Source organism: Bifidobacterium sp. UTCIF-38 (assembly GCF_006454495.1).
Lineage (GTDB): Bacteria > Actinomycetota > Actinomycetes > Actinomycetales > Bifidobacteriaceae > Bifidobacterium > Bifidobacterium callitrichos.
The window spans coordinates 12,927-38,978 of record NZ_JFAL01000025.1 but is presented as its reverse complement, the minus strand read 5'-3'; the positions used below and the strand labels follow the sequence as shown (position 1 = coordinate 38,978).

22 protein-coding genes and 3 pseudogenes are annotated in these 26,052 nt (G+C 66.1%); 15 read left to right on the top strand and 10 right to left on the bottom strand.

All coding sequences use genetic code 11. From position 1 onward, the window contains the following. Positions 1-152 precede the first annotated feature (152 nt). Positions 153-800, top strand: a pseudogene (locus tag BW11_RS12075) (response regulator); the annotation flags it as partial. 174 nt (positions 801-974) lie between these two features. Here the strand turns inward: BW11_RS12075 and BW11_RS09335 are convergent. Beyond that, complete coding sequence (locus BW11_RS09335) at positions 975-1,298, bottom strand: DUF3039 domain-containing protein (protein ID WP_140445471.1); 324 nt, start codon at positions 1,296-1,298, stop codon at positions 975-977. 150 nt (positions 1,299-1,448) lie between these two features. Between BW11_RS09335 and coaD the strand changes: the two genes are divergently transcribed. From coaD to ilvN, 7 genes are all read left to right on the top strand, one after another. Next, positions 1,449-1,982, top strand: coding sequence for a pantetheine-phosphate adenylyltransferase (coaD, locus tag BW11_RS09330; protein WP_140445472.1), 534 nt, complete (start codon positions 1,449-1,451; stop codon positions 1,980-1,982). Then, positions 1,982-2,971 carry a cell division protein gene (locus tag BW11_RS09325; protein ID WP_258184638.1) on the top strand — a complete coding sequence of 330 codons (990 nt, stop codon included), beginning with the start codon at positions 1,982-1,984 and terminating at the stop codon, positions 2,969-2,971. The genes coaD and BW11_RS09325 overlap by 1 nt, the downstream gene beginning before the upstream one ends. 25 nt (positions 2,972-2,996) lie before the next feature. Continuing rightward, positions 2,997-3,623 carry a DUF177 domain-containing protein gene (locus tag BW11_RS09320; protein WP_140445448.1) on the top strand — a complete coding sequence of 209 codons (627 nt, stop codon included), beginning with the start codon at positions 2,997-2,999 and terminating at the stop codon, positions 3,621-3,623. Between the two features lie 142 nt (positions 3,624-3,765). Further along, the gene (gene rpmF / locus BW11_RS09315; RefSeq protein ID WP_081887263.1) at positions 3,766-3,960 is read left to right on the top strand and encodes a 50S ribosomal protein L32; all 195 of its coding nucleotides are present in this window, start codon (positions 3,766-3,768) and stop codon (positions 3,958-3,960) included. A gap of 96 nt (positions 3,961-4,056) precedes the next feature. Continuing rightward, on the top strand, positions 4,057-4,833 hold the full coding sequence (gene rnc / locus BW11_RS09310) for a ribonuclease III (RefSeq protein WP_140445449.1): 777 nt from the start codon (positions 4,057-4,059) through the stop codon (positions 4,831-4,833). Between the two features lie 264 nt (positions 4,834-5,097). Beyond that, a complete protein-coding gene (locus BW11_RS09305; protein ID WP_140445450.1) occupies positions 5,098-7,077 on the top strand; it encodes an acetolactate synthase large subunit in 1,980 nt (659 codons plus the stop codon). Between the two features lies 1 nt (position 7,078). Beyond that, complete coding sequence (gene ilvN / locus BW11_RS09300; RefSeq protein ID WP_043166926.1) at positions 7,079-7,636, top strand: acetolactate synthase small subunit; 558 nt, start codon at positions 7,079-7,081, stop codon at positions 7,634-7,636. Positions 7,637-8,023: 387 nt separating this feature from the next. On the opposite strand, the pseudogene BW11_RS12070 reads toward ilvN, so the two are convergent. The 3 genes and pseudogenes from BW11_RS12070 to BW11_RS09290 form a co-directional block, all read right to left on the bottom strand. Beyond that, positions 8,024-9,118, bottom strand: a pseudogene (locus tag BW11_RS12070) (ATP-binding cassette domain-containing protein); the annotation flags it as partial. Positions 9,119-9,955: 837 nt separating this feature from the next. After that, a pseudogene (locus BW11_RS12065) lies at positions 9,956-10,351 on the bottom strand (ATP-binding cassette domain-containing protein); the annotation flags it as partial. 58 nt (positions 10,352-10,409) lie between these two features. Beyond that, positions 10,410-11,174: a type 1 glutamine amidotransferase gene (locus BW11_RS09290; RefSeq protein WP_140445452.1), complete on the bottom strand. Its 765-nt coding sequence runs from the start codon at positions 11,172-11,174 to the stop codon at positions 10,410-10,412. A 65-nt stretch (positions 11,175-11,239) separates the two neighbouring features. On the opposite strand from BW11_RS09290, the gene cysS reads away from it, so the two are divergent. Then, entirely contained in the window at positions 11,240-12,907 is a 1,668-nt protein-coding gene (gene cysS, locus BW11_RS09285) for a cysteine--tRNA ligase (RefSeq protein WP_140445453.1), read from the top strand. Positions 12,908-12,911: 4 nt separating this feature from the next. Here cysS and BW11_RS09280 read toward each other — a convergent pair whose 3' ends face one another. After that, entirely contained in the window at positions 12,912-13,865 is a 954-nt protein-coding gene (locus tag BW11_RS09280) for a cation transporter (RefSeq protein WP_140445454.1), read from the bottom strand. 290 nt (positions 13,866-14,155) lie between these two features. Here BW11_RS09280 and ffh point away from each other — a divergent pair, with 290 nt between their 5' ends. The 5 genes from ffh (at position 14,156) to rimM (ending at position 18,436) form a co-directional block, all read left to right on the top strand. Further along, a complete protein-coding gene (gene ffh / locus BW11_RS09275; RefSeq protein ID WP_043166921.1) occupies positions 14,156-15,793 on the top strand; it encodes a signal recognition particle protein in 1,638 nt (545 codons plus the stop codon). Positions 15,794-15,814: 21 nt separating this feature from the next. Beyond that, the gene (locus tag BW11_RS09270; RefSeq protein ID WP_140445474.1) at positions 15,815-16,858 is read left to right on the top strand and encodes an endonuclease/exonuclease/phosphatase family protein; all 1,044 of its coding nucleotides are present in this window, start codon (positions 15,815-15,817) and stop codon (positions 16,856-16,858) included. Positions 16,859-17,020: 162 nt separating this feature from the next. Then, positions 17,021-17,476 (top strand): 30S ribosomal protein S16, encoded by a 456-nt coding sequence (gene rpsP / locus BW11_RS09265; protein ID WP_043166919.1) that lies wholly within the window; start codon positions 17,021-17,023, stop codon positions 17,474-17,476. 39 nt (positions 17,477-17,515) lie between these two features. Beyond that, on the top strand, positions 17,516-17,749 hold the full coding sequence (locus BW11_RS09260) for an RNA-binding protein (RefSeq protein ID WP_003828241.1): 234 nt from the start codon (positions 17,516-17,518) through the stop codon (positions 17,747-17,749). A 69-nt stretch (positions 17,750-17,818) separates the two neighbouring features. Further along, positions 17,819-18,436, top strand: coding sequence for a ribosome maturation factor RimM (gene rimM / locus BW11_RS09255; protein WP_043166916.1), 618 nt, complete (start codon positions 17,819-17,821; stop codon positions 18,434-18,436). Between the two features lie 23 nt (positions 18,437-18,459). On the opposite strand, the gene BW11_RS09250 is transcribed toward rimM, so the two are convergent. The 5 genes from BW11_RS09250 to BW11_RS09230 all read right to left on the bottom strand — a co-directional run bounded on the left by BW11_RS09250 (position 18,460) and on the right by BW11_RS09230 (position 25,126). Then, positions 18,460-20,127 (bottom strand): ABC transporter ATP-binding protein, encoded by a 1,668-nt coding sequence (locus BW11_RS09250; RefSeq protein WP_140445455.1) that lies wholly within the window; start codon positions 20,125-20,127, stop codon positions 18,460-18,462. A 121-nt stretch (positions 20,128-20,248) separates the two neighbouring features. Then, complete coding sequence (locus tag BW11_RS09245; protein ID WP_140445456.1) at positions 20,249-21,922, bottom strand: ABC transporter substrate-binding protein; 1,674 nt, start codon at positions 21,920-21,922, stop codon at positions 20,249-20,251. Positions 21,923-21,998: 76 nt separating this feature from the next. Beyond that, positions 21,999-23,000 carry an ABC transporter permease gene (locus BW11_RS09240; protein WP_140445457.1) on the bottom strand — a complete coding sequence of 334 codons (1,002 nt, stop codon included), beginning with the start codon at positions 22,998-23,000 and terminating at the stop codon, positions 21,999-22,001. Continuing rightward, positions 22,997-23,947, bottom strand: coding sequence for an ABC transporter permease (locus tag BW11_RS09235; protein WP_043166908.1), 951 nt, complete (start codon positions 23,945-23,947; stop codon positions 22,997-22,999). Before BW11_RS09235 ends, BW11_RS09240 begins: the two co-directional genes overlap by 4 nt. Positions 23,948-24,148: 201 nt before the next feature. Next, on the bottom strand, positions 24,149-25,126 hold the full coding sequence (locus BW11_RS09230) for a nucleoside hydrolase (protein WP_140445458.1): 978 nt from the start codon (positions 25,124-25,126) through the stop codon (positions 24,149-24,151). Positions 25,127-25,262: 136 nt separating this feature from the next. Here BW11_RS09230 and trmD point away from each other — a divergent pair, with 136 nt between their 5' ends. Then, complete coding sequence (gene trmD, locus BW11_RS09225; RefSeq protein WP_107044527.1) at positions 25,263-26,051, top strand: tRNA (guanosine(37)-N1)-methyltransferase TrmD; 789 nt, start codon at positions 25,263-25,265, stop codon at positions 26,049-26,051. The last annotated feature ends 1 nt before the right edge of the window (position 26,052 follow it).

Genomic DNA, 26,052 nt, shown 5'->3' with positions numbered 1-26,052 from the left:
CCATCGAACGGCAACGGCATGCGTCATCGCCGTGACTACACGAATCCGTTCATCAAACACTCATCATGTATACAGTATGCAACTGGCCCAAGCACTTCGATATTCGCCATGAAGCAAATGCGAGGAGCCATGGATATGCTGGATGAAGACATATGAAGGTAGGCAGCATGCAGCACTCGAGCAACGCACCAGCATCGGCCTCCGTTGCGCCGATCGCGGTGCTGGACAATGATGCGATCGCGTTGGATGGCCTATGCCGGATCATCGAACGAAATCGCCTCGGGACCGTGGCTTGGCGAGCACAGAACGGTCGCGACGCCGTGCGACTCTGCCTGAATCCCGACACCATGCCCCGTCTGCTGCTGATGGACATGTCCCTCGACGGCATGTCTGGGGTGGATGTGTGCCGACAGATCCGAAGGCGCACTCCCGCGGTGCTGATGCTGGGAGTCACCGCCTTCCCGTTGGATCGCTACTCCCCACGCCTCAAGGAAGCCGGTGCGCAAGGTATCGTGACGAAAAGCGAGGAATCGCAGATCGTCGACGCAGCAAGGACCGTGCTGGGGGGCGGCGTATACCCCAAGGGGTTCGACTCTTCCCGCAATGCCTATATGCGTCTGAAGCACGACAGGAGCCAGAACTTCACTCCTTTATCGGACCGCGAAGAGGAGGTGATGGTCCTGCTCAGCCAAGGATCATCCGTCGCGGATGTCGCAAATAGCATGCACGTTAGCCACGCCACCGCTGCAACGTATCTCAACCGAGCTCGACATAAACTCGGAGCGCAAACGATTCGTCAGGCGATAGCAATGTGGACAGGTGAGTATGAGCAGTGGCACCCAGAGCCCTTCCACAAAGCCGACGCCGAAGTCGGCCGAAGTAAGACATCGCGCTCAGACGCTGCGATGCGGCATCGGTATGCGATCACGTGCAATACGCGCAGCCGTCATACCGATGCCGGCGTCAGTCTCGCATCACCAGCCGCGCATTTCGTCGTAGATGCGCTTGCAGTCGGGGCAGACGGGGTACTTGGACGGGTCGTGCTTGGGGACCCAGACCTTGCCGCACAGGGCGACGACCGGACGGCCCGTCGCCTGCGACTCGGCGATGCGATCGCGCGAGACGTAGTGGGCGAAACGGTCGGCGTCGCCGTCGTCGGCGCGCTTGTTCTCCTCCTTGGTCTCGGGGCGTTCGAGCACCGCGGTGCCGGTCTCGGCATCCGGGTTGGACAGCGGCGAGGACGTGTCGGCGTCGAGATATTCGTCGAGATATGCATCGGCGAGCGCGTTGTTGATCATCATGACGACCTCCTTGTAGGGCATGTTCTGCCTTCCATCATAGTGTTCGCGCAAACGATTGAGGTAACGGCGGCGACGGACGGCGACGAATCGCCGTGGCGCCGGCGCACATCACCGCATCACGCGCATGGGCGCGGTAGTCTAGTGCCTATGACCAAAGCAGTGTGCCCCGGCTCCTATGACCCCGTGACCGCCGGACATCTTGACGTTATCGAACGCAGTGCGCGCTTCTTCGACGAAGTGCATGTGGTGGTGGCGGTGAACGCCGCCAAGACGCCGATGTTCCCCACCGAGACCCGTGTAGACGTGATCCGTCGCGCCCTTGCCAAGGATGGCTGCACGAACGTTGTGGTCTCCTCCACCGACGGGCTGATCACCGATTACTGCAACAAGGTCGGTGCGTCGGTCATCGTCAAGGGCCTGCGTCAGAACGGCGACTATGAGGCCGAGCTCGGCATGGCGCTCGTCAACCGCAAGCTGGGCGGCGTGGAGACGCTGTTCCTGCCCGCCGATCCGGTGCTCGAGCACATCTCCAGCTCGATCGTCAAGGACGTGGCCCGTCACGGCGGCGACGTGACCGGCATGGTGCCCGACTGCGTGGTGCCGATGCTGAACGAGGCGTTGCGTGGGCAGATTTCGCCCGCGCCGTCGACGGACGCGCAGTCCACGGAAAGGAACGCATGATGAGCGATATCACCGATTATTCGAAGCCGGGCGAGCACCCGGAGGGCTACGTCGATCTGACCGCGGGGACGGCGGACGGCGCGAACGCGGCGGACGCGGCTCAGACCGGTACGGCCGCCGGCAACGGCTACGTCGCGCCGGCGGTCGATTTCACCGACATCGCGGGCGCGCCCGAAGCCGCCAGCGATGACACGGTCGACAGCGTGCGTGCGGCTGCGGCCGGCGTCTCCCCCGCACCGCAGTCCGCGACCCAGACCGCGCCGTCCCTGTCCGCGACGATGCCGGCGACGACCCCAAGCCCGACGACTCCCAGCGCGGGCGCGAACGGTGGCGCGGACGCCGACGCCAAGGCAGGCGACGATTCCCGCGTGCTCAAGTCCCCGTTCCCGCTGCCGGATCTGCGCGACGACGACGTCGATGACGATATGGATCAGAGTCGTGAGGAGTTCACGACGGTCTACGACATCATCGACCGACTCGAGTCTGCGCTGAACGAGGCGAAGGGCAGCATCTTCTCCCCCGGTCAGGTGCGCATCGATCGCGACGACTTCTCCGACAACCTGAACGAGCTCAAGAAGATGCTCCCGGTGCAGCTCGAACGCGCCTCCGCGCTGATGCGCGAGGCCGAGCGTCGGCTGGAGGGCGCGCAGACGCAGGCGAACGCGATCGTCGCGTCCGCGCAGAGCCGTGCCGCCGACATCGTCAAGGAGGCCAACGAGCAGGCGCAGTTCCTCGCCGGTCAGGAGAACGTCACCGAACTGGCGCGTCAGAAGGCGCGCACGATCCTCAACACGGCGCAGGCGAAGGCCGATCATCTCACGCATGGCGCGGACGAGTATTCGACGAAGGTCATGGAGACGCTGCGCGCGCAGCTCAACAAGATGGGCGGCGATGTGGACGCGGGCCTCAACGTGCTCTACGAGCGTCGCAAGGCCGCGGCACAGGACCTGCCGCATCTCGACATCAACGATTATCCTGAGGCGCAGTAAGGCAATAAGAAAGGGTTTGCATATTATGGCTCGTCCTGAACTTTCCCCGTGGGCGATTTCGGTGGCGCAGGTCGCCTCCCGCGCCGGGCAGTCCAAGGAGGTGAATGCCGATTTCCCCGCTCCCGGCGGCATCGGCGACGAGGTGATCGGCGTCGATGAGGGTGCGCCGGTGCATGTGGACGGCTCGTTCGACTCGATCGTCGACGGGCTGATCCTCAACGCGCGCGTCACCGCCCCGGTGCATGCCGAATGCACCCGCTGCCTGAAGCCGCTCAAGCGCGACTGGGGCGTGAACGTCACCGCGTTCTTCCCCTACGAGTCCGAAGCGGCCAATAACGCCGGCAAGGACAAGGGCAAGAAGAAGGGCGAGGTCGAGATCATCGCCGGCGAGGAGGAGTCGGAGGACTCCTACCCGCTGCTCGACGGCGGCGCGTTCGCCGACATCGAGGCACTGCTGCGCGACACGCTCGTCGAGGCGCTGCCGCTGCAGCCGCTGTGCCGCGAGGACTGCCTCGGACTGTGCTCGCAGTGCGGCATCGACCTGAACGAGCATCCGGATCATCACCACGAGATCACGGACAGCCGCTTCGACGGACTCGCCGCTCTGAAGGCCCAGCTCGAGGCCGAAGAGAACAGCAACAGCAGGGAGTAGTCGCAGGGGCCCGATTCGGGATTCCGGGATATCACCCGCCGAAGAAACGCCGAGATCCGCTCGGAGTGACATTGTACGGGCATTGCGCTAGAGTACTGAACGCTTAAGCTCAAATGTTCGAACGAAATAGAGGATACTGAAAATGGCACTGCCTAAGTACAAGACCTCGCGCGCCAACACGCACTCGCGTCGCGCGAATTGGAAGGCGACCGCTACGGCCACCGTGAGCTGCCCGAACTGCGGCGCTCCGGCTCTCCCGCACGTGGCCTGCCCGAGCTGCGGTTCCTTCCGCGGCCGCATCTACCGTGAAGCCATCCGCGCCCCTCACGCCAAGTGAGTCGCCGAAACTGATCACGGCATGAACTGCAAGAAAGCCCTGCCATCGACGGGTGGCGGGGCTTTCGCGTAACTATCCCCGACCACATCACCCATCATGACCAATCCCCAGCAGAATCAGCAGAACACCGCAGCCAACACCACCGACGAGAAGGCCTCGCACATCGTGCGCACCGCCGGCCCGTCCAACGCCGCCGCCGAAGCGCTCCTGAAGGAGCTCGACACGACGATCAGCCCCGAGCTGCTCGTCCAGGCGCTCACCCATCGATCCTTCGCGCACGAACACCCCGGCGTCAAGCACTACGAGCGACTCGAGTTCCTCGGCGACGCCGTGCTCGAACTCGTCGCCACCGAGACCCTGTACCGCATCCACCCGGACATGACCGAGGGCCAGCTGGCCAAGATGCGCGCCAAGGCCGTCTCCGAGGAGGCACTGAGCGCGATCGCCCGTGACAAGCTGCACGTCGGCCCGTACATCCTGCTCGGCCACGGCGAGGCGGCGGACGGCGGCGCCGAGAAGAGCTCGATCCTGTGCGACATCGTCGAGTCGCTCATCGGCGCGACGTTCGTCGAACACGGCATCGACGGCGCGCGCAACACCGTCCATCGCCTGATCGACGACACCCTGAAGGAGGTCGCCACCGAGGGCCCGGCGCTCGACTGGAAGACCTCGCTGACCGTCAAGGCGCACAAGATGGGCAAGGAGGAGCCGGTCTACCACATGGCCGTCACCGGCCCGGAGTACGCGCAGGAGTTCATTGCCCGTGTCACGCTCGGCGACGATGAGACGATCATCGGCGTCGGACGCGGCACGAGCAAGCGCAAGGCGCAGCTCGCGGCCGCCGAGGCCGCCTGGCACAAGCTCGACGAGTAGACGTTGCCGTACGGCAAACAGCCCTGCCGTTTGCCGTACGGCAACGTCCCGTCAGAGGGTGCCAAGATAGAATTCCGCCCATTGAGCCATATGGCGCAAACGTCACGTACGCGAATACACTGGAGAAAACACGCGCGAAACCGGCCACGAAACCGGTCTTCGTCGCAATCGAGGCCGACAGGACCGCAGGGCGCGACCACCAGTCGCGGCCGTCCGGCGGCGGCAGGTCGGCGAGAACCAACAGAAGCGAAGTGTGAGAGGATTATGGCTTTACCCACGCCTTTGCAGGCATTCAGCGGCGTGCCCAAAACGCCCGTAAGCGACAAGCAGACCATCGTCGACGGCGAGAAGATGACCGGCGCCCAGGCGCTGGTCCGTTCGCTGGAGGATCTGGGCGTCACCGACGTCTTCGGCATCCCGGGAGGCGCGATCCTGCCCGTCTACCATCAGATCACCGACGATCTGAAGTTCCGTTTCATCCTGATGCGTCACGAGCAGGCCGCGGGTCATGCGGCCGAAGGCTACGCGATCTCCACCGGCAAGGTCGGCGTGTGCATCGTGACCTCCGGCCCGGGCGCCACCAACGTGGTCACCGCCATCGCCGACGCGAACATGGATTCGGTGCCGATGGTCGTCGTCACCGGTCAGGTCGGCGTGCAGGCGATCGGCACGGACGCGTTCCAGGAGGCCGACATCGTCGGCATGACCTACCCGGTCTCCAAGCATTCGTACCTCGTCACCCGCGCGCAGGACATCCCGCGCGTCATGGCCGAGGCGTTCCACGTCGCGTCCACCGGCCGCCCCGGCCCGGTGGTCGTCGACCTGACGAAGACCGCACAGACCGGCGAGATGTACTACTCGTGGCCGCAGCGCATGATCCTGCCCGGCTACAATCCGACGACCAAGGCGCACGGCCGTGTGCTCTCCGACGCCGCCAAGCTGTTCAACCAGTCCTACCGCCCGGTCCTCTACGTGGGCGGCGGCGCGATGCGCTCCGGCGCGAGCAAGCAGGTCAAGGCCCTGGCCGACCTGACCGACTCCCCGATCGTCACCACGCTGCCGGCGCGCGGCATCGTCCCGGACGACGATCCGAAGAACCTCGGCATGCTGGGCATGCACGGTACGATCGCCGCGACCGGCGCCGTGCAGCGCTGCGACCTGCTCGTCGCGATCGGCGCGCGCTTCGACGACCGCGTCACCGGCAAGCTCGACGCGTTCGCGCCGGGTGCCCGCGTGATCCACATCGACATCGATCCGGCCGAGATCGGCAAGAACCGCACGCCGGACGTGCCGATCGTGGGCGACGTGGCCACCGTGCTCGAGGATCTCATCCCCGAGATCGAACGCGCGCAGGCCATCACCCCGAAGCCGAACCGCAAGCCGTGGTGGGATCGCATCAACGGCTGGCGCGCGAAGTACCCGATGACGTGGGACGAGCCGACCGACGGCTCGCTGGCCCCGCAGTGGGTCGTCAAGAAGCTCTCCGAGCTGGCCGATCCGTCGACGATCTGGGTGACCGGCGTCGGACAGCATCAGATGTGGGCGTCGCAGTTCATCGACTTCCACGGCCCGCACGAGTGGATCTCCTCCGGTGGTCTCGGCACGATGGGCTACGGTCTGCCGGCCGCGATCGGCGCGTCCGTGGGTTCGGCGCGCGAGTTCGACGGCAAGAAGCCGGTGTGGCTCATTGATGGCGACGGATCGTTCCAGATGACCAGCGAGGAGCTGGCGGCCGCGTTCTTCGCGCACACGCCGGTCAAGATCGCACTGCTCAACAACTCCGTGTACGGCATGGTCCGCCAGTGGCAGACCCTGTTCTACGATCACCACTACTCGCAGACCAACCTGCTCGACGGTGAGGCGCACGGCGCCGAGGGCGACGCGCAGGCCGCCGCCGGCGAGCTGCCGCTCGAGGTGCCGGACTTCGTCAAGCTGGCCGAGGCGTACGGCTGCGTGGCGATGCGCGTGTTCACCGAGGAGGAGGCCGTCGAGGCGATCCGCAAGGCGAACGAGATCAACGACCGTCCGGTGCTCATCGACTTCCGCGTCTGGAAGGACGCGATGGTCTGGCCGATGGTCGCCGCCGGCAAGTCGAACGACGATGTGACGTACCGCCCCGGTCTGCACCCGTTGAAGGGCGATACCGGCACCGGCCCGATCGAGGACGACGAAGTGGCTACGGCTGGAACCGCCGCCGAGAATGCCGAGAACTCCGAGAACTCCGAGAACGGAAAGGAGAACTGATATGCCCGCCAACTATCCCGCATCCAAGCCGGGCTCCGAGCGTCATACGCTGTCCGTGCTGGTGGAGAACCGCCCGGGCGTGCTGGCGCGCATCGCGGGCCTGTTCGCCCGCCGCGCGTTCAACATCAACTCGCTGTCCGTCTCCCCCACCGAGCGTCCGGACATCTCGCGCGTGACTGTCACCGCCGATGTGGAGGCGGTGCCGCTCGAGCAGATCATCAAGCAGCTCAACAAGCTGCTGCACGTGCTGAAGATCGTCGAACTCGACCCGAACACCACCGTCGAGCGCGAACTCGTGCTCATCAAGGTGGCCGCCGATCAGTCGAACCGTTCCGACGTGCTCGAGATCGTGCGACTGTTCCGCGTGCGCGTCGTCGACGTGAATCCGGAGTCGCTCACCATCGAGGCCACCGGCGCCGAAGGCAAGATCGACGCGCTGCTGGGCCTCTTGGAGCACTACGGCGTGATCGAGCTGGTGCGCTCCGGCGCCGTCGCCGTCACCCGCGGCCCGAAGGCGCTGGCCGAGAAGGTCATCGGTTCGGAGATCACCGGCCGCTGACGCCGGCATCCGGCACACGATAGGGGGCGTTCCTCACCTACAAAGGTGGGGAACGCCCCCTATCGGTATCGGTTGGACCGGTGTCCCGGTCATCAACCCGTGGGGATCACCGGGAATAACGCTTCATCCCACCGGACCGCCCACGTCACCACCCCACATCACCGTTCCATCGCGATGCAATCCCACTCATCGCGCGGTAAACGTCCCATGAAGTAGTGTTTCGCCCATCGCGCGGTGATGCAAAACGGCGGTATTCCGCCATTCCGCAATATCGCCTCACCGCTTCATGGGGATTTCACCGCACGATGGGATACGACACGCGGCCTATATCCGCATGAACGGCCGTGTGAACAGCTCGAGATCGGGGGAAGACAGAAGAAGGCAGGGCTACCGGCCGAGTTGTTCGGACAGGTCCATCCATTCGAGGGTGAGCTCCTCCGACTCGTCGGAGACGGCCTTGAGCTGCTCGTTGAGCTTGTTGAGCCCCTCGTAGTCGCTCGGGTCGTGCGAGGCCATCTGCGCCTCGAGATCAGCCTTCTGTTCCTCCAGCTTGTCGAGTTTGCGCTCGATTGCGGAGACACGCTTCGAGGCGTCGTGGAACGCCTTGCCGGTGAGCTTCGGCGCGGAATCACTGGCAACACCGGAATCACCGGTACCGGAAGCGGAGGACGAGCCGGCAGCGGCGGCGGAAACCGAAGACGACGCATCGGACGCCTGACCGTTCCTACCGGCGGCACCCGCCGAATCCCCGCGTCCCCTCGCCCCGGAACCGGAACCGGAACCCGACCCGGTGCCCGCGATGCCCGCGACCTCCGGAGGCAGTCCCTTGCCGTTCTTGAGCCCCTCGACCATGTCGAGGTAGTCCTGCACGCCGCCGGGCAGATGGCGCACCTTGCCGCCGATCAGCGCGAACTGCTGGTCGGTGACGCGCTCGAGCAGATAGCGGTCGTGGGAGACGACGATGAGCGTGCCCGGCCAGGTGTCGAGCAGATCCTCCATCACGGCGAGCATGTCGGTGTCGAGATCATTGCCGGGCTCGTCCATGATGAGCACGTTCGGCTCGTCGAGCAGGATCAGCAGCAGCTGCATGCGACGCTTCTGACCGCCGGACAGGTCGGCGATCGGGGTCATGAGCTGCGCGGACTCGAAGCCGAGACGCTCCATCAGCTGGCCCGGGGTGACCTCCTTGCCGTCGACGATGTAACTCGGCTTGTAGCGCGACAGCACTTCCTTGATCTTGTACTTGCCGAGCTTCTCGAGCTCGTCGAGGCGCTGCGAGAGCACCGCGAACTTCACGGTCTTGCCGATGTTCACATGGCCTGCGGTGGGGGTGATCGTGCCGTCGATGAGCTTCAGGAGCGTCGACTTGCCGGCGCCGTTCGCACCGACGATGCCGAAACGATCGCCCGGACCGATCAGCCAGGTCACGTCGTCGAGGATCTCGCGCCCGCTCACGGTGACCTTGCGCGCCGCGGACGTGGGCTCCGCCCCGTCCGTCTCGATGCCGCCGCCGATGGTCTCGCCACCGGTGTTCATGCGGCGCACCTCGCGATCGTCGTTGAGCGACAGCGCAGACGAGGCCGACGCCCCGCCTTCCGCCTCGACCCTGGCGCGAGCCTCCTCGGCGGCCGCGACCGCCTCGGGCACGCCGGCGTCGACGAGACGCGGGTCAGTCATGTCGGTAACGGCCACCTCGACCGAACCGTGCACCTGCGGTTCGGCGTACATCGCGTCGACCACATCCACGCGCGACGCGGAGTCGGCGAGCGCGGCGACATCCGGGTCGATGGCGTCGGCGGCCGATACCGTGCCCTGCGCGTGCTCGAAGATCTGAGTGACGTCGACGAGGTCGACGACCTGCTTGCCGAGTCGGGAGGTGGCCATCTGCTTCAGTTCGAGCGTGTTGCGCATCGGAGGCACGTCTGCGATGAGCTCGCGGGCGGCCTTGACGTGGAACTTCTGCTTGGTGGATCGGGCTCGGGCGCCGCGAGAGAGCCACGCGAGCTCCTTGCGGGCGAGGTTGCGGCGCTTGGTCTCGCGCACGTCGGCCTGACGGTCGCGTTCGACGCGCTGGAGCATGTAGGCGGAGTAGCCGCCCTCGAATGGTTCGATGACGCCGTCGTGGACCTCCCACATCGATTCGCACACCTCGTCGAGGAACCAGCGGTCGTGGGTGACGAGCAGCAGCGCGCCCTGTCCCTTGGACCAGCGGTTCTTCAGGTGTTCGGCGAGCCAGTGGATGGTGACGACGTCAAGGTGGTTGGTGGGCTCGTCGAGAGCGAGGATGTCCCAGTCCTTGAGGAGCAGTCGGGCGAGGTCGGCGCGGCGACGCTGGCCGCCGGAGAGTGATCCGATCTTCGCGTCGAGGCTCATGCCGCCGAGGAGCGCCTCGACGATCTCGCGCGAGGAGTTGTCGGACGCCCATTCGTAGTCGGCGCGGCCTTCGAGCGCGGCTTCGCGGATCGTGGCGTCGTCATCGAGCGGATCGCGCTGGTCGAGCATGCCGAAGGTGAGGCCGCCGCGCTTGGTCACGCGGCCGGAGTCGGGTTCCTGCGTGCCGCGGAACAGGTGCAGCAGCGTGGATTTGCCGTCGCCGTTGCGGCCGACGATGCCGATGCGATCGCCTTCGAAGACGCCCTGCGTCACATCGGTGAAGATGGTCTTGGTGGCGAAGGCGAGCGAAACGTGTTCCAGTCCAATATCGTAAGTCGGCATGACTCACCAATGTAGCCTGAGGCCGCAACAGGGGCCGCGGCAGACGTTCCCGGCCGTTTCAGGAGATGACCGGGTCCTTGGGACGTCTTTCCTCCTCGGCCTTGGCGAGGCCCTGCGCGTAGTTGCGGCAGCGCACGGCGAAGCCGGAGAACACCTGTTCGGCGAACGGCTCGAGCAGCGGGTTGCAGCGTTCGAAGTCCTCGCGCAGCTGCGATTTGGAGCCGCCGGCGGCCTTGAGGTCCTTGACCATGCTCGGCTCGGCGAGCCACTCCTCGAGCAGGGATGCGGTGACCTCGAGGTGGAACTGGAGTCCCAGCGCGGATCCGGCGCGGTACGCCTGCACCTTGGTGGCGTTCGACCTGGCGAGCAGCTGCGCGCCCTCCGGCAGACCCACCACGTCGTTGTGCCAGTGGAGCACGTCGATCTGCTTGTCCCACATGGAGAAGTAGTCATGCGTGTCGACGCGCTTGATCGGCCCGAAGCCGATCTCCGGCGCCTCCCCGTGGTGCAGCTTCGCGCCGAGCGCGGTGGCGATGATCTGATGGCCGAGACACACGCCGAGCACCGGCTTGTTCACGGCGATGGCGGCGCGGGCGAGCTTGGCCTCGGCCTTGAGCCCGGGGTGTTTGTCATAGTCAGCGGCGCCCATCGGGCCGCCCATGATGACCACGCCCGCAACCTCGTCGAATTCGGGCAGGTCGGGCTTCTTCTCGTCGATGATGTTGAGGATCTGATAGTCGAGACCGAGGTCCTCGAGATTGGTGAGGATGCGCCCGGGCTTCTCCCAGGGCACGTGTTGGAGCACAAGCACTTGCGGAGTCATGCCATCTATTGTGGCACGAGCTACGTAAACGGCGTTCGCACGCGTCACGGGTGTACTCTTGACGTATGGGAAATAGTCAAGAACCGCATGATTTCAATACTTCCGCGTTGTCGACCGTATTGCCGAGCGCGCTTACGGAGGCGAAGGTCTCCCCGCTCGCCGCAGGGCTCAAGCTCTATGACACCGCCTCGCATACGACGAGCGTGTTCACGCCGATCAAGCCCGGCGAGGTGGGCATCTACGTGTGCGGCGCCACCGTGCAGTCGTCGCCGCACATCGGCCACATCCGCGCGGCCGTCGCGTTCGACATCATCCGCCGCTGGTTTTTGAAGCTCGGCTACAAGGTCACGTTCGTGAGGAACGTCACCGACATCGACGACAAGATCCTCGACAAGGCCGCCGCCGCTGGCCAGCAGTGGTGGGCGCGCGCATACTACTACGAGCGCGAGTTCACGCGCGCCTATGAGACGCTGGGCGTGCTGCCGCCGACGGTCGAGCCGCGCGCGACCGGCCACATGTCCGACATGATCGACCTGATCCAGCGCATCATCGACAACGGCCACGGCTACGTCGTCACCGACGAGAACGGCAAGCCGACCGGCAACGTGTACTTCGACGTCGCCTCCTGGCCGCACTACGGCGAGCTCACGCATCAGAAGCAGACGGGCGCCGCGCAGGTGGACGAGGCGGCTGCCGTCGCCGACCGCATGGGCCCGTCCGTCGACGCCGCGGGCGACGACAAGTACAATCCGGTCGACCCGGCCGACGCCTCCCCCGACAAGCACGATCCGCGCGATTTCGCATTGTGGAAGGCGCCGAAGGACACCGATCCGCTGGACGCGCGCTGGAACACGCCATTCGGCGTGGGCCGCCCGGGCTGGCACATCGAATGCTCGGCGATGAGCCACCGGTACCTGAAGGACGGGTTCGACATCCACGGCGGCGGCCTCGACCTGCGCTTCCCGCACCACGAGAACGAGATGGCGCAGACCCGCGCCGCCGGCTACGACTCGGCCGCGCGCTGGATGCATTCGGCATGGGTCACCGCCAAGGGCGAGAAGATGTCGAAGTCGCTGGGCACCGGCCTGTCCGTGCCGAGCGTGCTGGCCGAGCACTCCGCCTGGGTGGTGCGCTACGCGCTGGGCGGCGTGCAGTACCGTTCGATGCTCGAGTGGTCCGATCAGGCGCTCGTCGAGGCCGAGGCGGCCTATGAGCGCATCGCGAACTTCATCGAGCGTGCCGGCGTCGCGCTGGGTGGACAGCCCACGCGCGAGGAGATCGCGGGCGTTGCCGCCGATCAGCTGCCGGCCGACTTCACGTCCGCGATGAACGACGACGTGAACGTGTCCGGTGCGACCGCGGCGATCTTCTCCGCGATCCGCTCCGGCAACACGCTGCTTTCCAAGCTCACCGACCACGCCGACTCGCCCGAGGCCAGAGCCGAGGTGTGCGCGGCGCTGGTCTCGGTGCGCGCGATGCTCGACACGCTGGGCCTCGACCCGCTGGCCGAGCCGTGGGTGACGCAGGGCGCGGCCGGAGCGGCCGGCGCCGGCGAGGACGAGACGCCGGAGCACAAGGCCCTGGAGGCGCTGATCGGCGAGCAGCTGGCCGCCCGAGCCGCCGCCCGCAAGGAGCGCGACTTCGCCAGGGCCGATGCGATCCGCGACGCGCTGGCCGAGGCCGGCATCGCCATCGAGGACGGTCCGCAGGGCTCGACCTGGTCCCTCAAGTAGGCGATCAGTCGAAGACGAAGTCGACGTCGACGATGTGCAGGCGGCGCTTGAGCTCGCGCTCGAGCGACCGCTTGCACTCGACGAGATCGGCCACGTCGATCGTGTCGCCGGTGCCGGCGAGGTACACGTCGACCGTGTAGTTCATGCCGGTCTTGAAGATCAGGGTCTTGTCGTATTCGGTGTTCGCCGGCAGATGCCGCTGAGCCACCGATTCGACGTACGCGTTCGTCTCGTCGTCGTCATGGACGCCGCCGACCAGCTCGACGAACGCCTCCTTCAGCACGCCGAACGGCTCCTTGATCGTCGCGATGACCAGCGCCACGGTGATGAAGAAGTCGCCGGTGTAGTGCAGGAACCCGAGCGGACCGCCCGCGGGCAGGATCATGAGGATCACCGCCACGGCGCCGACGCCGGCCGACATCACGCCATCGACGAAGGAGCTGTTGGCCTCGGCGTTCAGCATCGTGCTGGAATCGCGGATCGAACGGTTGCGGGAGCGATAGTAGAGGCACAGGCAGAAGCAGGCCGCCACGGCGAAGAGCTCGTAGATGACGACCGGCCCGGTGACGATCGGCTCGCCCTGTCCGAGCGCGAAGTAGTTGTAGGCGACCTGGATGACGTCGAGCAGGGAGTAGAGGAGCAGCGAGAGCGTGAGGATGGCCTTGGCGATCGCGTAGATCGGCTCGAGCGCGAACATGCCGTTGGGGAAGCGTTCGGTGGTGCGCACGGTGCGGCGCGACAGGTAGACCGCGATGAGCCCCGAGAGCACGGAGATCGCGGTGAAGGAGAAGTCGAGGAACATGGCCTTGAGGCCGGTCATGAAGAAGACAACCATGCCGGCCGCGACCTGCGCGATGTTGACGACGATGCCGACGGTGAGCGCGCGGCGTTCGATGGCCTTGTGATTCTTGTTCGTGGTGTGGTTCTGCGGGTGATTCTGATTGGGGGTACTGCTCATTGATGGGCCTTCCGGTGCTTGGCTGTCCGCGTTGGCCCTTGCCCTTCTCGGTATTCGCACCGGCGGGAGTGGCTCACAGCAGTCAGCTCGGTGGTGTCCAGGAAATTGTCAAAACACGGCCGTCATGGCCGCCGTGATCACATTCCACGGATTTTTATTGCCCCTCTATGATACCGGATACCCCCGATGCGGCTATGCTCCGGGCTGAGTCCGCATCGGCCCCGGCCACGCCCGAGCCCGGCGTCCGACCGCCGCCGGTTTTCCCGCGTGGCGGCTAGACTGAACCCATTATGGCAGCATTTAGTTCTTTGACTGACAAGCTCTCGAATGCGTTCAAGCATCTGAAGAGCAAGGGCAAGCTTTCCGAAACGGACATCGACGGCACGATCCGCGAGATCCGCCGCGCACTGCTCGACGCCGATGTGGCGCTCGAGGTGGTGCGCTCCTTCACCGCACGCGTGCGCGAACGCGCCCTCGGCACCGAGGTATCGCAGGCGCTCAACCCGGCGCAGCAGGTCGTCAAGATCGTCGACGAGGAGCTGACCGATGTGCTCGGCGCCGGCGTCGACCGCCCGCTGAACTTCGCGAAGAACCCGCCGACGATCATCATGCTCGCGGGTCTTCAGGGCGCCGGCAAGACCACGCTGGCCGGCAAGCTCGGCTACTGGCTGAAGGATTCCGGCCACACGCCGCTGCTGGTCGCGGCCGATCTGCAGCGTCCGAACGCCGTGACGCAGCTGCAGGTGGTCGGCGAGCGCGCCGGCGTGCCGGTGTACGCCCCGGAGAAGGGCGTGCAGTCGGACGGCGGCGACGAGGTGTCCGCTCCGGGACTGACGACCGGAGATCCGGTGAAGGTGGCGCGCGATTCGATCGCGTTCGCCAGGCAGAAGCTGTACGACACGGTGATCATCGATACCGCCGGCCGTCTGGGCGTCGACGAGGAGCTGATGAAGCAGGCGCGCGACATCCGCGACGCCGTGCAGCCCAACGAGATCCTGTTCGTCATCGACGCGATGATCGGTCAGGATGCGGTCAAGACCGCGAAGGCGTTCGATGAGGGCGTGGACTTCACCGGCGTGGTGCTCTCCAAGCTCGATGGCGATGCGCGAGGCGGCGCGGCCCTGTCGGTGGCTTCCGTGACCGGCAAGCCGATCCTGTTCGCCTCCACCGGCGAGGGATTCAAGGACTTCGAGGTCTTCCACCCGGATCGTATGGCCTCGCGCATCCTCGACATGGGCGACATCATGACCCTGATCGAGCAGGCGCAGAAGCAGTTCGACGAGGAGGAGGCCCGTAAGGCCGCCACGAAGATCTCCGACGGCTCGTTCGGCCTGGACGACTTCCTCGACCAGCTTCAGCAGGTGCGCAAGCTCGGTTCGATGAAGTCGCTGCTCGGCATGATCCCGGGCATGGCCGCGCATCGCAAGGAGCTGGAGCAGTTCGACGAGCGCGAGATCGACCGCACGGAGGCGATCATCCGTTCGATGACGCCGGCCGAGCGTCGCGATCCGAAGATCATCGACGGCTCCCGCCGCGCGCGCATCGCCTACGGTTCGGGTACGACCGTCTCGCAGGTCAACGCGCTGCTGCAGCGTTTCGAGCAGGCCGCGAAGATGATGAAGCGCATGTCCAACCGCGTCGGCGGCGGCATGCCCGGCTTCGGCGGTCCGGCCATGGGCGGCGGCAAGAAGGGCAAGGGCAAGAACAAGCGCAAGGGCAAGTCCGGCAACCCGATGAAGCGCGAGGCCGAGGAGAAGGCGTTGCGCGACAAGCTCGCCGGCAAGAAGTCCGGCGCGTCCGGCGGCTCGGCGTTCGCGAAGAAGCCGCAGAACCCGGCCCTGCCCGCGGGGATCCAGGAGGCGCTCGACGCCAACGGCGGCGAACTGCCCCCGAACTTCGGAGGCGGATTGGCGGGTCTGCTCCACTGATTCGGGAAGGGGTGAACCATGCTGGTGACGGTGTTGTATGCGGTGATGCTGATCGGCGCGATATGGGTGGCGATCGCGAACCTGCCGGCCGGTCTGGAGGCGTGGATGCCGTTGCCGTACATGATCGCGCTGATCCCGTTCCTATGGGTGCCGCTCGGCGCCGCGGCACTCGTCGCCGCAGTGGCGCACGAGTGGGGCGTGATGTGCATGCTGATCGCGGTGGCGCTCGCCTCGACGACGCGTCGCAGCGAGTACTGGTCGAAGAGCCTCAATCCGCGGGGTGGTAAGGGCGGTCCCACAGCCGCCGGCACGTCGCGTGAAACAACCCGTGAAACGTCTCGTGAAACACTCCCGTCCCGGCTCAACCTGATGACGCTCAACTGCCGGTACGGGCGTGCCGACGCGGAGCGGATCGTCGCCGAGGTGCGCGATCGCCATATCGACGTGCTCGCCCTGCAGGAGGTGAACGACGATCTCGTCGCACGCCTCGAGACGGCCGGCATCCAGAGCCTGCTTCCCTACCGACAGTCGGGCGAGCCGAAGGAGAGCAGCGACAACGGCGGATACAACATGCTGTTCTCGGCGCTCGAGCCCGCCGCGGCCGTGGCGAACGTCGTCGCGATCCCCGCGGCCGACGTGCCGGCGATCACGCTGCGTCTGGCCGGCGATCGCACGGCGACGATCGCCTCGGCCCATCCGAAGTCCCCGATGCGCGGCTGCCACGACTGGTCGGCCGGTATCCGCGGCCTTGGCGCGATCGCCGAGGCGAAGCACATCGGCGACCGCAACATCGCGGTCGTCATGGGCGACCTCAACTCCTCGACCGACCACCCGAGCTTCCGCGCGCTGCTCGGCGGGCGCGGGCGGACGGGCGGCCGGTTCCGCGACGCGAGCCTGATGCAGGGCACCGGGCCGTGCCTGACGTTCCCGAGCTGGCTGCCCTGGCCTCGCATCGAGCTCGACCACATCCTCGCCACGCCGGGCGTCACGTTCTCGAACGTCGCACCGGTCCACGTCAGGAACACCGATCATCTGGCGCTGACGGGGACGATCACGCTGGCCTGACCAGCGTGTCGCGCAGTCGCGACGCGACGTTACAATGGCTCAGTTATTCGCGCGTGCGTGGCGCCCTCTACACCCCGTGCCGCGAGGAACACGTGGGCTCGGCGAGCTGCGCCCCACAAAGCGAACCGATTCCACAAACCAACATTTACAAGGAGAGCCGTTTTGGCAACCAAGATTCGTCTCAAGCGCATGGGTAAGAAGTTCTACGCGTACTACCGCGTGGTCGTCATGGATTCCCGTACCAAGCGCGATGGCCGCGCCATCGAGGAGATCGGTACGTACGATCCGAACACCCAGCCGTCGACCATCAAGATCGACTCCGAGCGCGCCCAGTACTGGCTGGGTGTCGGCGCCCAGCCGACCGAGCAGGTCTACAAGCTGCTGAACATCACCGGTGACTGGCAGAAGTTCAAGGGTCTCGAAGGCGCCGAAGGCACCCTGAAGACCGTCGAGGCTGGCCCGGATGCCGCCGCCCGCATCGAGGCCGTCGAGGCCGAGGCGCAGAAGCTCAAGGCCGCCAAGTCCGAAGCCGAGGCGAAGGCCAAGGCTGAGGCTGAGGCCGCTGCCGCCGCCGAGGAGGCCCCGGCCGAGGAAGCCGCTCCGGCCGACGCCGAGTGAGCTTGCCCCAACAGGCATAACGCATAAGGAAGGCTGGTCATGCTCGCACAGGCAGTGGAACATCTCATCAAGAACATCGTCGATTTCCCGGATGACGTGTCCGTCAAGTCCCACGAGAACGCGCGCGGCGAACTGCTTCGCGTGCGCGTGAACCCGGAGGACATCGGCCGCGTCATCGGTCGCTCCGGCCGCACGGCCAACGCGATCCGCACGGTGGTGCAGGCCCTGTCCGACCACAAGGTGCGCGTCGACATCATGGATGTGCGCCGCTGACCCACGCGGGATGACAGCCACGCTGATCGGATGTGACGGCGGTGACGGCCATAGGCTACACTGCCAAGCATGACTGATCAGCACACTATGCAGGACGACCCTCAGCAGCCCGAGCTGCTGAGGGTCTGTCGTATCGGCCGAGCCCAGGGCATGAAGGGCGAGGTCACCGTACAGATCTTCACCGACGAACCGGAATGGCGCTTCGAACCCGGGTCGGTGCTGTATTCCGAGGACGGCGAGACGGAGTACACCGTCGAATCCTCTCGCACGTTCAAGAACCGATGGATCATCAAGCTCGAGGGCTGCGACGACCGCAACGCCTCCGAGGCACTCAACGGCACCATGCTGTACGGCGAGGCCGACGATCCGGACGACATGCTCGAAGCCGACGAATGGTATCCGAAGGATCTCATCGGCCTCGAGGCCCGCATGGACGAGGAGAACGCGCTCGGCGTCGAGGGCGGGCATGTGGTGGGCAAGGTCGTCGACGTGATCGACTCCCCCGCCCAGTCCCTGCTCAAGATCCGCCTTGCCGAACCGGTGACGGTCGGCACCGCCAAGGACGGCACGCCGGTGGTCGAGAAGACCGCGCTCGTGCCGTTCGTCGACGAGATCGTGCCCGAAATCGATCTCGAGGAGGGCTATCTCACCCTCGACCCGCCGGGCGGGCTGATCCCGGGAATGTGATCGATCCGGGGATCATCCACGGATCACAGATCGATCTTCGGCGAGGCGTCGAGCAGCGTCCGCGTGTACTGCGCACGTGGATAGTTGAGCACCTCATCGGTCGCGCCGGACTCGACGACATGCCCGTTGCGCAGCACGGTGATCACATCGGACACCTCCTGCACGATGCCCAGATCATGCGTGATGAACAGACACGCGAACCCCTCCTCGACCTGCAGACGGTGCAGCAGATCCAGCACGCGCCGCTGCACCGTCACATCAAGCGACGACGTCGGCTCGTCGGCGATCAGCAGCGACGGGCTCAGCGCCAGCGCACGCGCGATGCCGACGCGCTGACGCTGACCGCCCGACAGCTGATGCGGGAAACGATCGGCCACATCGGCCGGCAGCTCCACCTGATCCAGCAGCTCCAGCACCCGCTTGCGCCTGTCGGCCTGGGAGAACCCGCCCTGCACGCTCATCGGCTCGCTGATGCTCCACGCGACGCTCTTACGCGGATTCAGCGCCGAACCGCTGTCCTGGAACACATACCCCATATGGGACAGGATCCCGCGCTTGCGACGCCCATGCGCCCTGGCCAGATCCTCGCCGTCGATGAGCACGCGCCCGCGCGTCGGGGAAAGCTGACCGGAGATGACCTTGGCGATCGTGGTCTTGCCCGCGCCGGACTCGCCGACCAGCGCGCGGGTACGCCCCGCCACCAGATCGAACGAAATGTCCTCCACCGCGTACTTGCCGGGGCGATACGCCACCGACACGCCCTCGATCGACGCCGCGACCCTGCCATCGCCCAACGCGGCGCGCTCGCCGGCGTCATCTGACTTTTCCGGCTGGCCGGGCTCGGGCTCGCGCACCGTGGCGATTGCCGGCTCAGCTGATTCCTCGACGTGCAGCCTCGGCACCGCCGCCAGCAGCATCCTCGTGTAGTCGTCCTTCGGGTTGCGGAAGACCTCGCCCACGCTCCCCTGTTCGACGATCACGCCGTCGTGCATGACGTACACGTCCTGCGCGGCCTGCCACACGACGCCCATGTCGTGCGTGATCAGGAGCACCGCGAGATCGAGTTCGGCCGCGAGCGAGGAGATGAGCTTCAAAATGGCCTGCTGGGTGGTCACGTCGAGCGCGGTGGTCGGCTCGTCGGCGATCAGCACCTTGGGGCGGTTGATGATCGCCATCGCGATCATCACGCGCTGCAGCTGTCCGCCGGACAGTTCGTGCGGATACGACGACCAGACGCGTTCGGCGTCCTGAAGCCCGACCTCGCGAAGCTGCTCGAGCACCTTCGCCTTGCGTTCGGCGGCACTGAGGTTCCGCTGATGGTATTTGAGCGATTCGGCGACCTGCATGCCCAGCGTGAACACCGGGTTGAACGCGGTGGACGGCTCCTGGAACACGGTGCCGATGTATTCGCCGCGGATGCGCTGTAGCGGCGCGTCGTCCGCCAGCAGGTCGATGTCATGATCATCACCATCGCCGCCCTCGTCGAGGAACGCGTGGCCCTTGACGCTGGCCACGGACGGGTCGAGTCGGGGCAGCGCCATCGCCGTCACCGACTTGCCGGAGCCTGATTCGCCGACCAGCGCGGTGATGCGCCCCGGGTAGAGCTTCAGGCTCACGCCGTGGGTCACCTCCCGCTCGTCGAAACTGACGGACAGTCCGTCGACGGTGACGATCGCGCGCGGCTCGCTCATTGCTGCTCCTTGGCTGGTCATGAGATCACGAAGACTTGGGAAAAGTATGGGGTGCGCCCCGTGCCCGGGTGGGCTCGCGGGGCGCATTCACTGGTCATTGGCGTGGGATTTGGATATCGGGTCAGTTCGCGCTGGCGAGCGTGACCTGGTTGTAGTCCGGGTATGCCGGGAAGTTGCCGATCACGAAGTTGGTGACGTTCGATCCGTGGATGAACGTGTTCTTCGAGTAGATCAGCGGCACGACGGGGGCGTCGGCCATGATCTTCTTGTCGGTCTCGGCCCAGATCTTGCCGGCCTCGCTCTGGTCGATGGTCTCGGTGGCCTTCTTGATGAGGGCGTCGACCTCCGGGTTGGAGTAGCGGGCGAGGTTGTAGTTGCCGTTGCCGATCTGCGAGGAGTCGAACAGCGGGGAGATGTTCGCGTACGGCGACGGGAAGTCCGGCTGCCAGCCGCCGATGACGAGGTCGTAGTCACCCTCGTTGTTGGTCTCCGCATCGGAGAAGACGTCGTCGTTCAGGGTCTGGATGTCCACCGTGATGCCGGCGCGCTTGAGGCTCGTCTGGATGGAGGAGGCGGTCTCGGCCTGATCGGAGGTGGCGATGAGCTTGAGCTTCGGGGAGGTCTGGCCGGCCTCCTTGAGCAGCTGCTTGGCCTTGTCGACGTCACCGGTGGAGTCGGCCTTGTACAGGTCGTACTTCTCGCGGCCGGCGATGCCCGGGGTGATGAGGGTCGTGGCGAAGTTGCCGGCGATCTCGCCGCCGGAGGCGGTCTGGTAGGCCTTCTTGTCGACGGCGTATTCGATGGCCTGGCGCACCTTCAGGTCCGTCACGCGCTTGGTGTTGATGGCGAGGTATTCGAGGGCGCCGTCACCGCTGGTGGCGAGCAGCTTCTGGTAGGCGGGGTTGGCCTGCGCCTGCGCGAGCTGCGCCGGCGGGACGAAGCCGGAGAGGAAGGAGTTCTTGCCCTCGCCGGTGCCCTGCATGATCGACTGGGCGGCCACGGAGGTGTCCTGGCTCATCTTGAACACGATCTTGTCGGGGCCGGCGGTGCGCACCGGGTCGGTCTTCTTGTCCCAGTACTTGTTGCGCACGTACACGGCCTGCTTGCCGGCCTCGTTCGACTCGACCTTGTACGGGCCGGAGGCGACCGGGGTCTTGCCGTAGCCGGAGGCCGGGCCCTTGCCTTCGGGCACCGGGGTGAAGGCGGCCAGCGAGGCCACCCACGGCCAGTCGCCGAACGGGGCGTTCAGGTGGAAGACGATGGTCTTGTCGTCCGGGGTCTCGATGGAGTCGAGATGCTTGCCGTCGAACGGACCGTGGTAGTCCTGCGCGCCCACGAGCAGCGTCTTGTGGTAGCTCAGCCCGCCGGTCAGGGGGTCGGCGAAGGAGCGCTCGAGACCGTACTTGATGTCCTTGGACGTGATCGGCGTGCCGTCGTCGAACTTGATGCCGTCCTTGAGGGTGTAGGTCCAGGTCTTGCCGTCGTCGCTCGGCTCGCCGGTGGTGGTGGCGAGGTCCGGCACGACCTTGGTCTCGCCGCCCTGCGTGATCTTCCATGCGGTCAGACGGCGGAAGATGTTGCCGTTGGTGGTGATGGGCAGACCCTGGCTCTTGGCCGGGTCGAGGTCCATCTCGGTGCTGGACAGCAGAATGTTCAGCGTGCCGCCGGTGGTGCCGGTCGACTGGCCGTTCGCCGTGCCGTTGGCGGTGTTGTTGCTGGCGCCGCAGCCCGACAGGGCGAGCACCGCCGCGCACACGCCGGCGATCGCGGCGCGCACCACGTGCTTGTTGGTCATGGTTGTCTCCTCTTCTTTTGCGCCGGCCCTCGATCGGTCCGGCAAGTCTTGTGAAATCGGAATGCCGCTGATGGCGTCAGTTCCTGCCCAGCGTGACCCTCGGGTCAAGCAGGCTGTAGCAGATGTCGACGATGAGGTTGGCGATGATCACCAGCACCGCGGCGAACAGCGTCGCCCCGACGAGCACCTGCAGGTCCAGATTCGATACGGAGTCGAGCAGCAGCGCGCCCAGTCCCTGCATCGAGAACACCTTCTCGGTCAGGACCGCGCCGCCGAGCAGGCCGCCCAGATCGAGACCGAACATGGTCATGACCGGCAGCATCGCGTTGCGCAGCGCGTGCTTGAACACGATGACCGACTCGGGCACGCCCTTCGAGCGGGCGGTGCGGATGTAGTCCTGGCTCAGCTCGCCGATCATCTGCGTGCGCGTGATGCGCGTGTAGCCGGCGGCGCTCAGGATCGCCAGCACCAGCCAGGGCAGGATCAGGTGGTAGAGCCACTGCACCGGGTCCTGGCTGAAGTTCACGTATCCGCCGGAGGGGAAGATCTGGATGCTCAGCGCGAACGCGATCACGGCGAGCAGACCGATCAGGTACGACGGCGCGGACACGCCCACGACGGACAGGCCGAGCAGCGTGCGGTCGACGAGCGTATCGCGCTTCAGGGCGGCCCACACGCCGCTGGCGACGCCGATGACGAGCCACAGCACGGCCGCGCCCACCGCGATCGAGGCGGTGACGGGGAAGCGGTCGGCGATCAGCTGGCTGACGGATTCGTTGAGACGGAACGAGTATCCGAGGCACGGCGCGTCGCACACGACCGCGCCGCCGCCGGTGCCGAAGGTGCGCCCTACGAAGATGCCGGCGATGTAGCTGCCCATCTGGATGTACCACGGCTGGTCGGTGCCCATGAACGCCGAGACGCGGCTCAACTGCTCGGGCGTGCAGGGCTTGCCGCAGGACAGCTGCGCGGGGTTGGTGGGCAGCAGGAAGAAGATGAGGAACAGCGCCAGCGTGATCAGGAGGATGACCAGCAGCGAGCTGGCGATGCGCTTGCCGATGTAGGCGAGGATGTTCATGCGCGGACCCCCTTGCGCGGATCGATGGCGTCGCTCAGACCGTCACCGAGCAGGTTGAAGCCGAAGGTGAGCAGGAACAGCGCGCCGCCCGGGAACAGCAGGTACATCGGATCGACGAGCGCCCACTGGACCGCGTCGGAGATCGAACGGCCCCACGACGGGGTCGGCGGGTTCATGCCCACGCCGAGGAACGACAGGCCGGCCTCGGCGCCGATGCGACCCGGGATCGACAGGGTCACGTTGACGATGAGCAGCGGCATGAGGTTCGGCAGGATCTGGTGCCACAGCACGTGGGCCGGGGAGGCTCCCATCACGCGCGAGGCCACGGCGAAGTTGCGTTTGCTCAGGGTCAGGGTCTGGCCACGCACCAGTCGCGCGATGCCCGGCCATCCGAAGAAGCCGAGGACGAGCGTGAGCAGCAGTGGGCGCGGGAAGCTCTGCGGCACGACCACCGACAGGGCGATCGCGAAGATGAGGAACGGGAAGCCGAAGAACACATCCATCGTGCGGGAGATCAGCGCGTCGGCCAGTCCTTGGAAATAGCCGGCGAGCAGGCCGAGCGCCACGCCGATCACCAGCGAGATGACCGAGGAGAACAGGCCGATGCCCAGTGAGATGCGCGAGCCGTACGCCACGATGGAGAACAGGTCGACGCCGCGCAGCGGGGTCACGCCGAACCAGTGGCTGGCGCTGATACCGCCGCCGAATCCGGCCGGCACCGAGCCGGCGAGCGCCTCGGGGTGCTCGGCGTACGGGTCGTTGCCGGTGATCGCGGACAGGGGGCCGGCGAACACGGCGAGGGCCACGAAGAGCAGGACGATGACGCCGCCGACGATGATCGACGAGCGCAGATACGGTGATCTGTCTGCGGATGCGCCTGTGGCCGTACTGCGTGCCGCGGCCGATCCGCGTTTCGTCCCTCCGGCTGGTGCCGTCACTTCCGACATGTCTGTTCGCCTCTTTTCCTAGTCGAACAAACACAGTAACTCGAATCGAACCGCTTCAGGGCCGATTGCCATCAGAGAAACTGATGACCTGCTATCGTTCCCTGATTTGGCGCGAATCGTGAGCGCTATAGGGTTTTCCTACACCCCCGGATTGTCTCGCGTTCAGCGCCAGCATACGAGACGTGGGCGGGTGGCGCTCCGCTACTTCGCCGCGAGGGCGGTGATGCGCGTCATGAACCTCTCGAGGAACTCCGGCACGTCGACGCCGAGGGCTACCTGCGTGCGCTTGTCCGGATCGGTCAGGCGCGCCCGGTCGCCGATCGTGCGACCGCGGAACGCACCGTCCAGATCGACCTTCAAGTTCACGCCGAGCGTCGTGACGAGCGTCGGGTCGAGCGCGGCGGCGACGGCGAGCGGGTCGTGCAGGCCGCATCCGCCGATCTCGGGCTGGTTGGCGAGGTAGAAGTCGATGTAGTAGTCGGTCATGTCGGCGAGGAAATCGCCCGCCGGGGTGCCGAGGGCGCGCCAGACGGCCGTGCCCTTGCGGGTCAGCGCGGTCTGGTGGGTCACGTCGAGGCCGATCATCGTGGTGCGCGCGCCGCAGCGGAACAGGTAGTCGGCGGCCTCGGGGTCCTGGGAGATGTTCGCCTCGGCACCCGGGCTCACGTTGCCCGGCACAGTGAGCGCCCCGCCCATCAGGGTGATGCGCGCGCCGGAGTCCCTGACATCCGGCGCAGTTTTGAGGACGGTGGCCATCGTGGTCATCGCGCCGGTCGGCACGATCACGAGGTTCTCGCCGTACGTGCGCGCCGCGTCGATGATGAAGTCGACCGCGGAGCCGTCCGGTTCGCTCGCGCGCGGCGAATCGGGAATCGTTGCGCCGCCGACGCCGTTGGGCGCGTGGACGGCGACCGATCCGGCGCTCGGCTCCCACGGACCGTTCACCGCGGGATCGTAGGCGAGCGGATGGTCGACGCCCGGGTAGACGGGCACGTCGTCGCGTCCGAACAGGTGCAGCACGGCGAGCGAGTTGCGCACGCCCCGGCGCACGGTGACGTTGCCGTACGTGCCGGTCACGCCGATCAGGTCGACCTCGTCGGCACTGCCCAGCGCGTAGGCGATCGCCAGCGTATCGTCGATGCCCGTGTCCAGATCCAGAATCAGCTTGCGTGCCGCCATCGTCCGCTCCCTTGTCTCGTGTTGCTATCTATCAATAGCGCATGCCGTCACCCGCCCGATGGAACCCGACATGAACAATCCGTGAACCTCGAGTGCGGCCCCGCCGCCCGCACCCCTTGCGATAGGGTGGATGGTTATGAAGATCGATATCGTGAGCGTGTTCCCCGAGTATTTCGACGTGATGAACCTGAGTCTGATGGGCAAGGCGCAGGACAAGGGCCTGTTGCGCATTACGGCGCATAATTTGCGCGATTGGACGCATGACGTGCACCACTCGGTCGACGACACCCCGGTCGGCGGCGGCGCGGGCATGGTCATGAAACCCAGTGTCTGGGCCGAATGCCTCGATGAGCTGCTGGGGCCGGAGCCGGCGGATAGCCCGGTGCTGATCTTCCCGAACCCGTCGGCACCGCTGTTCACGCAGCGCGACGCGACCGAGCTCTCCCACGCCGAGCACCTGCTGTTCGGCTGCGGACGCTACGAGGGCTATGACGCGCGCATCCCCGAGTACTACCGTTCGCGCGGCGTGGACGTGCGCGAGTACTCGATCGGCGATTACGTGCTCAACGGCGGCGAGGTCGCCACCTCGGTGATGCTCGAGGCAATCACCCGCCTGATCCCGGGATTCATGGGCAACTCCGACTCCATCGTCGAGGAATCCTACACGGGAAGCAACGCCCTGCTCGAGCATCGCCAGTACACGAAACCCGCCGAATGGCGGGGTTTGAAGGTTCCGGACATCCTCCTGTCCGGAGACCACGGCAAGGTGGACCGCTATCGTCGCGACGAGGCGCTGGAGCGCACCAGCCAGATCCGCCCCGACCTGATCGAGCGGCTCGACTGCAAGTCGCTCGACAAGGCCGATCGCAAAACGCTGATCGCGCTCGGCTGGGAGGTCTCCTCCGTCCACCCGAGAAGGGTGTGAG